Here is a 14342-nt window from a genome sequence, read left to right as displayed (position 1 = left end):
TCAATGGCCTCCACCCGAGGCACCGGCAATCACCACGCCAGGAATGCGCACACGCTTTTCGATGAACGCCATGATGCGGTTGATGGCAAAAGCCGAAATGATGTAGAGCCCCGTCACGCCCAGGTACACCTCGATGCCGCGAGAGGTTTCTTCCTGCGCCTGCATGGCAAACATCGTGAGCTCTGCCACCGACACGGCAAACGCCACGGACGAGTTCTTGAAGATGTTCATCGTCTCGCTGGTCAGCGGCGGGATGATGATGCGAAACGCCATGGGCAGCAGCACATAGCGGTAGGTCTGGAAGGTGGTGAACCCCATCGCCAGGCCCGCATAGCGTTGACCGCGAGGCAACGCCTGGATGCCCGAGCGCACCTGCTCAGCCACCCGTGCCGAAGTGAAAAAGCCCAGCGCAAACACCACCAGCACAAAGCCGGGCACCTGCTTCATTGCAGGCACCAGCGTGGGAACCACGTGGTACCACACAAAAATCTGCACCAGCAGCGGAATATTGCGGAACAACTCTACCCACGCATTGCCCAGGCGCACGACCAGCGGACTGTTGGGCAAGGTGCGCAGCGTACCGATCAGCGAGCCAATGACCAATGCCAGCACCAGGGCCAGCAGCGAAACGGAAACAGTCCACCCCCAGGCAGACATCATCCAGTCCAGGTAAGTGATATCGCCGCCTTTGCCAAAGCAGCCCTCAACCACTTGCCTCTCCATGGTGTCCTGGCAGAACACCTGCCAATCCCAACTCATAGGATCACCCCTTCAAGTCTTGATATTGCGTTGGGCACAACCTTTTGAGAGCCCAACAAAAAAGCCCCTTCAAACCCGCTGTTCGAAGGGGCGGCAGTCATTCAGGAATTACTTCTTGGCGTAGTCTTCCATGGGCTTGTCGTTGGGGTTGGCCCAAGCTTCCTTGGTGGCGTCAGACAGTGGCAGGCCAATCTTGGTGTTGGTGGGTGGCACGGGTTGCATGAACCACTTGTCGTACAGCTTGGCCAGCGAGCCGTCCTTGATCTGACGCTTGATGGAATCGTCCACAGCCTTCTTGAAGGCAGCATCGTCCTTGCGCAACATGCAGGCGATGGGTTCCACGCTCAGCACTTCGCCCACGATCTTGTAGTCGGCGGGGTTCTTGGACTTGGAGATGTTGGCTGCCAGGATGGAGCCGTCCATCACGAAGGCGTCTGCACGGCCGGTTTCCAGCATCAGGAAGCTGTCAGCGTGGTCCTTGCCGAACACTTCCTTGAAGTCGATACCACCAGCGCGCTCATGCTTGCGCAGGGTTTGCACCGAAGTAGTGCCAGTGGTGGTGGCCACGGTCTTGCCGTTCAGATCCTTGATCGAGGTCACGCCCGAGTTGGCCTTGGTGGCAATGCGCACTTCTTCCACGTAAGTGGTCACGGCAAAGGCCACATCCTTCTGGCGTGCAGCATTGTTGGTGGTGGAGCCGCACTCCAGGTCCACGGTGCCGTTGGTCACCAGGGGCACGCGGTTTTGCGATGTCACGGGCTGGTACTTCACTTCCAGCTTGGACAGGCCCAGTTGCTTCTGGATGTCGGCCAGGATGATTTCACCCATTTCTGTGTGGAAGCCCACGTACTTGCCATTGCCCAAGGTATAGGACAGGCCAGAGGACTCACGCACCCCCAGGGTCACGCTGCCGGAAGCCTTGATCTTGGCCAGCGTGTCGTTAGCTTGGGCAAACGCGCTGCCTGCAGCCAGTGCGGTCACGGCAATTGCCAGCAAATGCTTTTTCATGAATATCTCCTTAGGGGTCTATCAAAAAGGGAGGGGTGAGACGCCCGCCCTTGCCGGTCATGCCGACAAGGCCAGGACATCCAGAGGGGAACTACACAGCCGGTAATCTTATTCAGAACGGCACCTGGTCGGTAGGGTACTTCCAAAAGTCCCTCAACAAGTAGCTGACTGGTATGTTCAGCGCCTTATTGTGGGGCGGAATGGGTTGGGCAAACCATTTGTCGTAGATGGGATATATCTCGCGGCTGGTCACCAGCCGGCGCATTTCCTCATCCACAAGCTTCTTGAACTCGGGATCGTCCTTGGGCAGCATGATGGCCAGAGGCTCTGTGGTGACGAAGCGGCCCACCACCTTCAATGCCTTGGGATCGGGCCGCGAAGCAGCAAGCCCGTAAAGCAGCACGTCGTCCATCAGGAACGCTTCGGCCTCGCCCTTCTCCACCATCTCCACACCTTTGGCATGGTCGGGCGCTTCCACGATGTTGATACCCATCAGGCGCTCACGGTTGGCCTGGGTCACCGCCTTCAAAGGGGTGGTCCCTTTGGTGGAGGTCAGTGTCTTGCCCTGCAGGTCTTCCAGGCGATCCACGGCGCTGGAAGCCTTGACCAGCAGTCGAGCCCCGGTGATGAAGTGAGGGACGGTAAAGGCCACCTTCTGGCGGCGCTCGGCGTTGTTGGTGGTGGAACCGCACTCCAGATCCGCCTTGCCCTGCTCGATCATTTCAATGCGGTTGGCAGGGGTGACTTGCACGAATTCAACCGCCATGTCCTTGCGGCCTGTCTTTTTGCGCACCACCTCTGCAATGCGCAGGCACAGATCGACGGCGTAGCCCACGGGCTTGCCCGAAGCCGAATCCACATACGAGAAAGGCACGGCAGACTCGCGGTGCGCAATGACCAGCTTGCCCCCGGAACTGATGCGCTCCAGAACGGTTGCCGCGGTGGCTGTCGATGCACAGCACAGGGCCGTGAGGCACCACGCCAATCCCCAATGCTGAACTTTCATGCGGTTTCTCGGTAAGTGAACGAAACAGGGTATGCAAGCTTCGTGCCACGCCTTCATTTACGCCACTTGCGCGGAATGGAGGCTGAGCACGGCGCGAACTTTACGTTTCGTTTCCATGAAATTCCAATGCCGAATGCGCGCTCAACTATGCAAAATTTTTATGTCGGTATTTACCCTTAGCATGGGTTTGCCTGCGCCTGGAGGTAAGCCCACAAGGCCTGGGCCGTGCCTTTGGGGGACTCCTTGCCCGCAGGTTTCTCTCGGTAGGCGCGCACATCCATGAGCATCTGCAGCCCTTCGGAGCCCGACGGAGCGGCACTGACCAGACGCTTGGCGCGCAGCTCCTTTTTGACCGCGCTGTGGGGAAGAAAGGCCACGCCATGCCCCTCCAGCGCCATGGCTTTGAGGCCCTCGGCCATGTCCGTTTCGTACACCCGCTCCAGGTGAATGGGCGTGTGGGACTCCTTGAGGATCAACTCCGTCACGCGGCCCAGGTACGCTCCCGGCGCATAGCCCAGGTAAGGCAGCGGCTGCCCTGCCCGGCCCGGCAGACGGAAGATGGGTTCGCCATCGGCATCCGGCTTGCTGTAAGGGGATAGAACCTCTTGCCCCAGGCTCACCATTTCGTAGCGGTCCGCATCAAGCTGAAAGGGCTGCGAGGAGTGGTGGTAGGCAATCAGCAGATCGCACCCCCCCTCCACCAGCCGCATCACGGCGTCGTGCACATTCAGGGCAATCAGGCGGCTTTTGAAGGGGCCGAATTTGTCATGCAAGCTCGACACCCAGGCGGGGAAGAACGTGAATGCCAGCGTGTGCGGCACCGCAAACTCGATCATGTCCTTGCCTGCACTGGTGTGCGCGCGCAGCATGGCCCGGGTGTTTTGCAGGGCCTGCAGCATCTCCAGGGCCTGGTCATACAGCGTTTTGCCTGCAGGCGTGAGCCGCGTGGGATAGGAGCTGCGATCCACCAGATCGGTGCCCGCCCAGGCTTCCAGCGCCTGGATGCGCCGCGAAAACGCGGGCTGGGTCACGTGCCGCAACTGAGCCGAGCGACTGAAACTGCGCGTTTCCGCCAAGCTGACGAAATCTTCTAACCACTTGGTTTCCATCGGCCGCATTATCCGCTTCCGCCTCGGGCCGCACGGGACCGCGGGACGCGCGTGCCGTGCGGGTTTACCAGTAGATCAGCGCCCTCAATTCCCCCACACCCCACCAGATAATCGATGACCGACAGCACACACCCCGTGCCCTGTTCGCCACTGGCCTTGCACCCCACCGGCCAAGCGCGCATCCAGTCCTCAGCTCGCAGGCCCACCCCCGTCGCGAGACCGCCTCCGCTTTCTTGCTTTTGCCCATCCTCTCCATGTCCTCCAACCCCACACCCTGCCCATCCGAGCCAGAGACGGAGCCCCGCTCTTTGCGCATCGAAGACTGGCTGACCGTCATCGTCATGGCGCTACTGGCCCTCATCACCTTTGCGAACGTGCTGGTGCGTTACTTCACCAACTCCTCGTTCGCCTGGACCGAGGAAATTTCCGTCTTTCTGATGATCGCGCTGGCGCTCATTGCAGGCTCTGCAGCCGTAGCCCGCGACCAGCACATCCGTATCGAATACTTTGCTGAAGGCGGCTCCGCCCAGCGAAGAAAGCGCCTGGCCTTGCTGGGCGCAGCCACTGTGGCCTTGCTGTTCGGCGTGATTGCCGTGCTCAGCGTGCGCGTGGTGTGGGACGACTACCGTTTTGGTGAAACCTCGCCTGGCATTGGGGTGCCGCAATGGTGGTATTCGATCTGGTTGCCGGTGTTCTCGGCCCTCATCACGGCGCGTGCCGTGGGGCTGTTCATGCGGCGCATCAAGGCCAAGGATGCGGACGACGCCGATGTGAATGAACCAGGGGTATCCGCATGATCGCCACCCTGCTTTTTGTCGCCTTCCTGGGCCTGATGTTTGTGGGCGTGCCCATTGGTGCCGCCCTGGGCCTGGCGGGCGCCGCCGCCATTGCGCTGGCCAATGCAGACAGCCAGTGGTTTGGCCTGCTGGCCGTACCGCAGAACTTCTACGCCGGGCTGGGCAAATATCCGTTGCTGGCCATTCCGATGTTCGTGCTGGTCGGCTCCATTTTTGACCGCTCGGGCGTGGCGCTGCGCCTTGTCAACTTTGCCGTCGCCATCGTGGGCCGCGGCCCGGGCATGCTGCCGCTGGTAGCCATTGCCGTGGCCATGTTCCTGGGCGGCATTTCGGGCTCCGGCCCGGCCAATGCGGCCGCCGTGGGCGGCGTAATGATTGCAGCCATGTCGCGTGCGGGCTACCCGCCTTCGTTCTCGGCCAGCGTGGTGGGCGCGGCAGCGGCCACCGACATCCTGATCCCGCCCTCGGTGGCTTTCATCATCTATTCCGTGCTGGTGCCCGGTGCATCGGTACCCGCCCTGTTTGCAGCAGGCATGGTGCCGGGCGTTCTCGCGGGCGTGGCGCTGATCGTGCCCGCCGTATGGATGGCCCGCAAGCACAAGATGGGCGCGCTGGAGGCCGAAATGCCCCGCCCACCGTTCTGGAAGAGCCTGCGCGAAGCCACCTGGGGCCTGGCTGCACCCGTGGTCATTCTGGGCGGCATGCGCGCGGGCTGGTTCACACCGACGGAAGCCGCCGTGGTGGCCGTGTTCTACGGCCTGTTCGTGGGCATGGTGATCCACCGCACGATCACCGTGCGCGACCTGTTCCCCATCCTGCGTGAATCGGGCGAGCTGTCGGCCGTCATCCTGCTGGTGGTCTCGCTCGCGGGCATCTTTGCGTACTCCCTCTCCACCCTCGGTGTGATCGATCCCGTGGCCAATGCCATCGTGCACTCGGGGCTGGGCGAGTACGGCGTGCTCGCACTACTCATCGTGCTGCTCATCACGGTGGGCATGTTCCTCGATGGCATCTCGATCTTCCTGATCTTTGTGCCGCTGCTCCTGCCCATCATGCAGCACTACAAGTGGGACCCGGTCTGGTTCGGCGTGATCCTGACGCTGAAGGTTGCTCTCGGCCAATTCACCCCACCGCTGGCCGTGAACCTGATGGTGTCTTGCCGCATCGCCGGGGTCCGCATGGAGTCCACCGTCCGCTGGGTGGGCTGGATGCTGTTTGCCATGTTCCTGGTGATGGTGGCGGTGATTGCCTTCCCGCAACTGGCGCTGTGGCTACCCGCCCAGATGGGTTATTGAACCTGATAGAAATGCCTGCTGGCGCTTATGGATAAAGCGCAGCAAGCTCCATTTTTTATAGCAAGGAGACTTCATGAAACTGCGCACCTTCCTCACCTCTGCCGTGGCCGCTGCAGCCGCGCTGGCTTTCACAGCCCCCGCCGCCATCGCGCAGACCGCGTACAAAAGCGAGTACCGCATGTCGCTTGTGCTGGGCACCGCCTTCCCCTGGGGCAAGGGTGGCGAGCTGTGGGCCAACAAGGTCCGCGAGCGCACCCAGGGCCGCATCAACATCAAGCTCTACCCCGGCGTGTCGCTGATCCAGGGTGACCAGACCCGTGAGTTCAGCGCGCTGCGCCAGGGCGTGATCGACATGGCTGTGGGCTCCACCATCAACTGGTCGCCCCAGGTCAAGGCACTCAATCTGTTCTCGCTGCCCTTCCTGTTCCCTGACTACGCTGCGGTTGATGCCGTGACCCAGGGCGAGGTGGGCAAACAGGTCTTTGCCACCCTGGACAAGGCAGGCGTGATGCCCCTGGCCTGGGGCGAAAACGGCTACCGCGAAATCTCCAACTCCAAGCTGGCCATCAAGAGCCCCGCAGACCTCAAGGGCCTGAAGATCCGCGTGGTGGGCTCGCCTTTGTTCCTCGACACCTTCACCGCCCTGGGCGCCAATCCCACGCAGATGAGCTGGGCCGATGCCCAGCCCGCCTTCGCCAGCGGCGCGGTGGACGGCCAGGAGAACCCCATTGCCGTCTACCAGGCCGCCAAGCTGCACACCGTGGCGCAAAAACACATCACCATGTGGGGCTACGTGAACGATCCGCTGATCTTTGTGGTGAACAAGGACATCTGGAACAGCTGGACGCCTGCCGACCGCGAAATCGTGAAGCAAGCAGCCATTGACGCAGGCAAGGAAGAAATCGCCATCGCCCGCAAAGGCATGGTGGAGGCCGACAAGCCCCTGCTCAAGGAAATTGCCGCCAACGGCGTGACGGTGACCCAGCTGTCTGCCGCCGAGCGCGAAGCCTTCGTGAAGGCCACGCGCCCCGTTTACGACAAGTGGAAGAACCAGATTGGCGCCGATCTGGTGACGGCTGCTGAAAAGGCCATCGCAGCACGCAAGCCGTAATCCGAAGACGTAACCGATAGCGAAGCCGTCAGCGGAATCCTTCCGCTATCAAAAACATAGCTTCTCGCGCCTGGGGCAAGGCGCGAGAAGCTTTTTTTATGCCCATTCGTGCTCAGGGCATGACCAGCATCACTGGGCCTCAGGGAGTCATGCAGATCACCCTATGAGCCCCCTTCCATATGCATCCGATGGATGCACGTTGCACCCCACGACCTGCCCCTCAAAAGTCCAACCAAACAACCAATATTGGTATTACCAATAAGAGAAATTTCTTACTCATAACGAAAAATCAGTGTTTACCCTATAGGTTTGACGCCATCAAAAAGCCCAGAATCCACCCACTTCGCACAGCAACGCATTTTGGTCATACCAATTTGCAAAGTCTACGAGTGAAAATCCGGGCGCAATCCGCCCTTTCACATCAGCCCGTCGTCTGGCTCCACGGCCACGGGGTGAACTCGGGATGCAGGGCATCCCTGGCGCAGACCACGCCTCAAGATCGGCGCGTTCGCAGTGGAGAAGAAAGCCCTGGGCCTCTGGCCTGTGTCTGCGTGTCAACGTCTGTTTTTCGTTATGCAAACCCTCTGGCAACAAAACTACGACCCGGCCGGGAACATCTGGCTGTCGGCGCTGGTCGCGCTCATTCCCATCGTCTTCTTCTTTCTGGCCCTGACCAAGCTGCGGCTCAAGGGCTACCAGGCAGGCACCGTCACGGTGCTGCTGGCGCTGGGCGTGGCGCTGCTGTTCTACAAAATGCCCGTGAGCGCGGCGCTGACCTCGGCCGTGTATGGCTTCTTCTACGGCCTGTGGCCCATTGCCTGGATCATTGTGGCGGCCGTGTTTCTGTACAAGCTGTCGGTCAAGACCGGGCAGTTTGATGTGATCCGCAGCTCTATCCTGTCCGTCACGCACGACCAGCGCCTGCAGCTCATCCTGGTGGGCTTTTGCTTCGGTGCCTTCCTGGAAGGCGCTGCCGGGTTTGGCGCCCCCGTGGCTATCACCGCCGCGCTGCTGGTGGGCCTTGGCTTCAAGCCGCTGTACGCCGCAGGCCTGTGCCTGATCGCCAACACCGCACCCGTGGCTTTCGGTGCCATGGGCATTCCGGTCATCGTGGCAGGCCAGGTATCGGGGCTGGACCCGTTCCTCATCGGCCAGATGGCTGGCCGCCAGCTGCCTTTCATGACCATCCTGGTGCTGTTCTGGATCATGGCGATCATGGACGGCTGGCGCGGCGTGAAGGAGACCTGGCCTGCCGTGCTGGTGGGTGGCGGTTCGTTCGCCGTGATGCAGTTCCTCACCGCCAACTACATTGGCCCCGAGCTGCCTGACATCACCTCCGCCATCGTCTCGCTGATTGCCCTGACGGCCTTCCTCAAGGTGTGGCAGCCCAAGCGCATCTTCCGCTTTGACACCAGCGACAGCACCGCAACGTCCACGGCCAAGCCCGTGGTCGCCAGCACAGCCCCCCTCACTGCGGGCGCCATCATCAAGGCCTGGTCGCCCTTCATCATCCTGACGGGCATGGTCACGCTGTGGAGCATCAAGCCCTTCAAGGCGCTGTTTGCCGCGGGCGGCCCTCTGGCCTCCACCATCATCAACATCCCCGTGCCCCTGCTGGACAAGCTGGTCGCCAAGATGCCCCCAGTGGTGGCAGCGGCCACACCCTACGGCGCCGTGTACACCTTCAACTGGCTGTCCGCCACTGGCACCGCCATCCTGATTGCCGCCATCCTGACCATTGCCTTTGCCCGCTTCTCCCCCGCCAAGGCCGTGGCCACGCTGGGCGAGACGGTGCGCGAACTGGTCATCCCCATCTACTCCATCGGCATGGTGCTGGCCTTTGCCTTTGTGGCCAACTACTCGGGCCTGTCGGCCACGCTGGCCCTGGCGCTGGCCCACACGGGCAAGGCGTTCACGTTCTTCTCGCCCTTCCTGGGCTGGATTGGTGTGTTCCTCACGGGCTCGGACACCTCGGCCAACGCCTTGTTTGGCGCGTTGCAGGCCACCACGGCCAACCAGCTCGGCCTGTCGCCCGTGCTCACCGTGGCAGCCAACACCACGGGCGGCGTCACCGGCAAGATGATTTCGCCCCAGTCCATCGCCATTGCCTGCGCGGCTGTGGGCCTGGCGGGCAAGGAATCGGACCTGTTCCGCTTCACCGTCAAGCACAGTCTGGTGTTCGCCGCCATCATCGGCATCATCTGCACGCTGCAGGCCTATGTGTTTACGTGGATGATTCCGGGTCATTGAAACCCTGAATCCGAGAACCCCCATGCGCCTAGCCGATCACGTTGTCGAAAAACTGCTTGCCCTGGTGCAAGAACGCGGACTGCAGCCCGGACAAAAGCTGCCCGCCGAACGGCAACTGGCCGAGGAGCTGGGGGTGTCGCGCACCTCGGTGCGCGAAGCCATCCAGAAACTCACCAGCCAGGGCGTGCTCTCGGCCCGGCGCGGCGATGGCACCTACGTGCAGCAGACCAACAAACCGGCGGACTGGCTGCAGGAAGCCATGGTGCCCCTGGCAGGCCTGATCGAATCAGACCCGCACTACCGCTACGACGTGCTGGAAACCCGCCATGCGCTCGAAACCAGCACCGCCTGGCTGGCCGCACAGCGCGCCACCGCGCAGGACAAAGCCCACATCCAGCGCTGCTTTGAAGTGATGCTGCAGCACCAGCAAAGCGGCCACGCCGAGCTGGCTGCGCGCGCCGACGCGCAGTTCCACCTGGCCATTGCCGAAGCCTCGCACAACCTGGTACTGGTGCAGGTGATGCACAGCCTGTTCACCGTGGTGCTCTCCACCGTGGAGCGCAACCGCCACGACATGTTCCGCCTGAGCGCGCCCGTCACGCTGCAGGCGCTGACGGCGCAGCACCAGGCGCTGATGCAGGCAATCCTCGACGGAGACCCGCAGCGCGCGCGCGAGTGCATTGGCGAGCACCTGGAGCATGTGCGCACCACCATCCAGCGCATGGACGAAGACCGCGCACGGCGCGAACGCTCCATGCGCCTGCCCCTGGATCTAGCCCCCAAGACCTGAGACAGCCACCACCATGATCATCTCCTCCAGCGCCGACTACCGCACGGTGGCGCAAAAGCTTCTCCCGCCCTTCCTGTTCCACTACATCGACGGTGGCTCGTATGCCGAGCAGACACTGCGCCGCAATGTGGACGACTTTGCCGCCGTGGCCCTGCGCCAGCGCGTACTCAAAGACATGAGCCAGCTCGACACCAGCATCGAGCTGTTTGGCGAAAAGCTCAGCATCCCTGTCGCCCTCTCGCCCGTGGGCCTGACGGGCATGTACCGCCGCCGCGGCGAGGTGCAGGCCGCCCGCGCGGCCAGCAGGCACGGCATTCCGTTCACCATGTCCAGCGTATCGGTCTGCCCCATCGAAGAAGTGGCGCCAAAAATCAAGCGCCCCATGTGGTTCCAGCTGTACGTGCTGAAAGACCGGGGCTTCATGCAGAACGCGCTGGAGCGTGCGCAGGCCGCAGGCTGCACCACCCTGGTGTTCACGGTGGACATGCCCGTGCCCGGCGCCCGCTACCGCGACGCGCATTCGGGCATGAGCGGCCCCAACGCAGCGCTGCGCCGCTACTGGCAGGCCATCACACACCCGTTCTGGGCGGTGGACGTGGGCCTGCTGGGCCGCCCGCACGACCTGGGCAACATCTCCGCCTACCGGGGCAGCCCCACGGGCCTGCAGGACTACATGGGCTACCTGAGCGCCAACTTCGATCCGTCCATCTCGTGGAAAGACCTGGAGTGGATCCGCGCCTTCTGGAAGGGCCCGATGGTCATCAAGGGCATCCTGGACCCTGAAGACGCCAAGGACGCCGTGCGCTTCGGCGCGGACGGCATCATCGTCTCCAACCACGGTGGCCGCCAGCTCGACGGCGTGCTGTCGTCGGCCCGCGCCTTGCCCGCCATTGCCGACGCGGTGCAGGGCCAGATCAAGATCCTGGCCGACTCGGGCATCCGCAACGGGCTGGACGTGGTGCGCGCCATTGCCCTAGGCGCCGACTGCGCAATGATCGGGCGCGCCTACATCTATGCGCTGGCCGCTGCGGGCGAGGCGGGCGTCAAGCACCTGCTGGAGCTGCTGGAAAAAGAAATGCGCGTGGCCATGACGCTGACCAGCGTGGCCAAAGTGGCCGACATCTCCGCTGACTTGCTGGTGCGTGAAGCATGAGCGCCGCCCCACACATCAGCCGTGAGGCTTTGCTTGCGCAATTGCGCGACGCCGTGGGTGCCGCCCATGTGCTGACCGACGACCAGGCCACCCGGCGCTTTCGCAAAGGCCACCGCACGGGCGAAGGCCCGGTGCTGGCCGTAGTGCGCCCAGGCACCTTGCTGGAGCAGTGGAAGGTGCTGCAGGCTGCTGTGGCTGCCAACCGCATCGTCATCATGCAGGCGGCCAACACGGGCCTGACGGGTGGCTCCACCCCCGACGGTGCCAACTACGACCGCGAGATCGTGCTGGTGAACACGCTGCGCATCACCGGTGTGCAGGTGATTGCCGGGGGCGATCAGGTGGTGTGCCTGCCCGGTGCCACCCTGGACAAGTTGGAGCAGACACTGGCTCCGCTGGGGCGTGAACCCCATTCGGTCATCGGCTCGTCGTGTATCGGCGCATCGGTGCTGGGCGGCATCTGCAACAACTCGGGCGGCGCGCTGGTGCGCCGGGGCCCCGCGTACACCGAACTGGCCCTGTATGCCCGCGTGAAGGACAACGGCACACTGGAGCTGGTGAACCACCTGGGCATCGCCCTGGGCAACACGCCCGAAGAGATCCTGACCCGGCTGCAAAACGGCGACTATGCCGAGGGCGACGTTGAACGCGACACAGGCCGCGCAGCCTCTGATGCCCGCTACGCCCAGGACGTACGCGCTGTGGATGCGGACACCCCCGCCCGCTTCAATGCCGACCCGTCCCGCCTGTTCGAGGCCTCGGGCTCTGCCGGCAAGGTGTGCCTGTTTGCCGTGCGGCTGGACACCTTCCCCAAGGAACCCAGCACCGTGTTCTACATCGGCAGCAACACGCCCGATGACTTCACCGCCGTGCGCCGCCACCTGCTCACCGCCCTGCCCCGCCCGCCCATTGCCGGTGAATACATCCACCGCACAGCGTTCGACATTGGCGAGAAGTACGGCAAGGACACCTTCCTGCTCATCGACCGCTTTGGCACGGCCCGCGTGCCTGCGGCCTTTGCACTCAAGAGCCGGTTTGATGGTTTCTTTGAACGCATCGGCCTGCGCGGCTTTGTGGACCACGCCATCCAGGCCGTGACGCGCCTGCTGCCCAGCCACCTGCCCCGGCGTGTGCGCCAGTGGCGCGACCTGTACGAGCACCACCTGCTGGTGCGTGTATCGAACGACCAGGTGGAAGCCACGCGCGCCTTTCTGGCCGAACACTTTGCGCCTGCGCACACCGCTGGCGGCTGGTTTGAGTGCGATGCCGACGAAGGCCGCAAAGCCTTCCTGCACCGCTTTGCGATTGCAGGCGCTGCCATCCGCTACCGCGAGGTGCACCGCAGCGAGGTCGAAGACATCGTGGCCTTGGACATTGCCCTGCGCCGCAACGACCGCGAATGGGTGGAGCAACTGCCCCAGGACGTGGAGCGCGATGTGGTTCACAAGCTGTACTACGGGCACTTCTTCTGCCATGTGTTCCACCAGGACTACATCGTGAAGAAGGGCGTGGACCCGCTGGCCATGGAGCACCGCATGTGGGAGCTGCTGGACGAGCGCCGCGCCGAATACCCCGCCGAGCACAACGTGGGCCACCTGTACGTGGCCAAACCTGCGCTGGCGGGCTTCTACCAATCACTGGACCCGACCAACACCTTCAACCCCGGCATCGGCCACACGCCGCGCGGGCGCGACTGGCAAGAGTGCAACCACGCCAGCGGCGGCTGGCCCAAGGGGTATTCAGAGCCGTGAAGGTGTTCTAAGAATCTGGCCTACACACAGCCACTCATGCTCAACTTAAGAGCGCCTAACACAATCCCCTCGGCGTCGTTGTCCCGTCTTGTCGTACCAATTGCACTGCCTGCGACGGAGCACTTAGCCAGGGCCGCTTCGCTGGGTCGTGTTAGCCGCTCCAAGCAAAGTGGCCAATCACTCAAAACGAGCAATCAACATACTTGCGCATTTAAACATTGACCCATCTGCGGCGGCCACATAGATTTTCCGAAATTTCAACCTTCTTAAGAACCATGAAGTTTCCAAAAGCTATTTTGGCCGTCACCCTCGCTATCTTTGGCATTCAAGCGCATGCTGTGTACAGCATCACAGCGGCACAAGTCGGTAGCAATGTAGTCATTAACGGCAGCGGATCCATAGATACGACAGGGATGACACTCATACCGACGAGCAGTGCCGTTCCCTGTAACGGTAGCGGCACAGGTACCTTGGGTGATAACTCGCTTTGCCTTGGTCCATTGGGTCCACGTATCAGAGTCGAGACTATCCTGACCCCACAGTTTCATCAGCTCACGGGTGGCGTACACACAGATAGCGATTCAGCGACAGGTGATCCGCTCATCATCAACGATGAACGCATCTATCTACCATTGGGATTCATATCTGGCGTCTCGTTTTCAAATACGACTACGTTCAACAACAAAACAATCGCCGGTTTGGGACTCACGCCGGGCAGTCAGACATTCACTCTGACCTCAGGGGACACCATCGTGTTCACTGTTGTCACACCACCTGCCACGGCCACCGCGACCACTTCAGTGCCTACGCTGAGTGAGTACACGACCGCCGCACTGGCGGCACTCATGGCATTTTTCGCTATGGCGACTCTGCGTAGTCGCAATTAGTGCGGGCTAAGGCACTGGGTGCTTGATGGCGTTCTTCACCAGCTTGCGCTCCACCGCATCACACAGATCCACACCGGTGTGGTCGGCCAGTTGCAGCAGGTAGAGCAGCACATCAGCCATCTCTTCACCCACACGCTCCTTCTGCTCGGAGTCGGCGGTGAGCTGTTGCGATTCCTCGGGCGTGAGCCACTGGAACAGCTCCTGCAACTCGGCCGCCTCCACCATCAGCGCCATGGCCAGGTTCTTGGGCGTGTGGTACGGCTGCCATTGCCGGGCAGCGGCAAAGGCGCGCAGGCGCTGCTGCAGTTCGGCCAGGTCCAGCGTCATGTGCCGCTCCCGGGTTGGCCCGCACGCTGCCCTACGCAGATGCTATTGATTTCATAGCTACCTGCGCATATTGATAAAGCGCTAGAGGCCGATTTGATG

13 protein-coding genes are annotated in these 14342 nt (G+C 62.2%); 8 read left to right on the top strand and 5 right to left on the bottom strand.

Going from position 1 to position 14342, the window contains the following annotated elements; genetic code table 11:
• The 4 genes from AACH87_RS03935 to AACH87_RS03920 form a co-directional block, all read right to left on the bottom strand.
• Positions 1-759: an amino acid ABC transporter permease gene (locus tag AACH87_RS03935; protein ID WP_338797429.1), complete on the bottom strand. Its 759-nt coding sequence runs from the start codon at positions 757-759 to the stop codon at positions 1-3.
• Positions 760-867: 108 nt separating this feature from the next.
• Entirely contained in the window at positions 868-1767 is a 900-nt protein-coding gene (locus tag AACH87_RS03930) for an amino acid ABC transporter substrate-binding protein (protein WP_338797428.1), read from the bottom strand.
• 112 nt (positions 1768-1879) lie between these two features.
• Positions 1880-2773, bottom strand: a complete 894-nt coding sequence (locus tag AACH87_RS03925; RefSeq protein WP_338797427.1) for an amino acid ABC transporter substrate-binding protein — start codon at positions 2771-2773, stop codon at positions 1880-1882.
• A 176-nt stretch (positions 2774-2949) separates the two neighbouring features.
• On the bottom strand, positions 2950-3882 hold the full coding sequence (locus AACH87_RS03920) for a LysR family transcriptional regulator (RefSeq protein WP_338797426.1): 933 nt from the start codon (positions 3880-3882) through the stop codon (positions 2950-2952).
• Positions 3883-4136: 254 nt separating this feature from the next.
• On the opposite strand from AACH87_RS03920, the gene AACH87_RS03915 reads away from it, so the two are divergent.
• The 8 genes from AACH87_RS03915 to AACH87_RS03880 all read left to right on the top strand — a co-directional run bounded on the left by AACH87_RS03915 (position 4137) and on the right by AACH87_RS03880 (position 13916).
• Positions 4137-4679 (top strand): TRAP transporter small permease, encoded by a 543-nt coding sequence (locus AACH87_RS03915; RefSeq protein ID WP_338797425.1) that lies wholly within the window; start codon positions 4137-4139, stop codon positions 4677-4679.
• Positions 4676-5974, top strand: coding sequence for a TRAP transporter large permease (locus AACH87_RS03910; protein WP_338797424.1), 1299 nt, complete (start codon positions 4676-4678; stop codon positions 5972-5974). The genes AACH87_RS03915 and AACH87_RS03910 overlap by 4 nt, the downstream gene beginning before the upstream one ends.
• 73 nt (positions 5975-6047) lie before the next feature.
• Entirely contained in the window at positions 6048-7085 is a 1038-nt protein-coding gene (locus tag AACH87_RS03905; protein WP_338797423.1) for a DctP family TRAP transporter solute-binding subunit, read from the top strand.
• A 573-nt stretch (positions 7086-7658) separates the two neighbouring features.
• Positions 7659-9335 carry an L-lactate permease gene (gene lldP, locus AACH87_RS03900; protein WP_338797421.1) on the top strand — a complete coding sequence of 559 codons (1677 nt, stop codon included), beginning with the start codon at positions 7659-7661 and terminating at the stop codon, positions 9333-9335.
• 22 nt (positions 9336-9357) lie between these two features.
• Positions 9358-10125 carry a transcriptional regulator LldR gene (lldR, locus tag AACH87_RS03895; RefSeq protein WP_338797419.1) on the top strand — a complete coding sequence of 256 codons (768 nt, stop codon included), beginning with the start codon at positions 9358-9360 and terminating at the stop codon, positions 10123-10125.
• A 13-nt stretch (positions 10126-10138) separates the two neighbouring features.
• A complete protein-coding gene (gene lldD, locus AACH87_RS03890; protein ID WP_338797417.1) occupies positions 10139-11278 on the top strand; it encodes an FMN-dependent L-lactate dehydrogenase LldD in 1140 nt (379 codons plus the stop codon).
• Positions 11275-13029 (top strand): D-lactate dehydrogenase, encoded by a 1755-nt coding sequence (dld, locus tag AACH87_RS03885; protein WP_338797416.1) that lies wholly within the window; start codon positions 11275-11277, stop codon positions 13027-13029. Before lldD ends, dld begins: the two co-directional genes overlap by 4 nt.
• A 275-nt stretch (positions 13030-13304) precedes the next feature.
• Positions 13305-13916: an IPTL-CTERM sorting domain-containing protein gene (locus AACH87_RS03880; protein ID WP_338797415.1), complete on the top strand. Its 612-nt coding sequence runs from the start codon at positions 13305-13307 to the stop codon at positions 13914-13916.
• Positions 13917-13922: 6 nt separating this feature from the next.
• Here the strand turns inward: AACH87_RS03880 and AACH87_RS03875 are convergent, their stop codons facing one another.
• Positions 13923-14237 carry a nucleotide pyrophosphohydrolase gene (locus AACH87_RS03875; RefSeq protein ID WP_338798845.1) on the bottom strand — a complete coding sequence of 105 codons (315 nt, stop codon included), beginning with the start codon at positions 14235-14237 and terminating at the stop codon, positions 13923-13925.
• Positions 14238-14342 lie beyond the last annotated feature (105 nt).

Origin of the sequence: Acidovorax sp. DW039, assembly GCF_037101375.1 — a bacterium.
Classification (GTDB): domain Bacteria; phylum Pseudomonadota; class Gammaproteobacteria; order Burkholderiales; family Burkholderiaceae_C; genus Acidovorax.
This window is presented reverse-complemented; position numbering and strand designations above follow the sequence as displayed.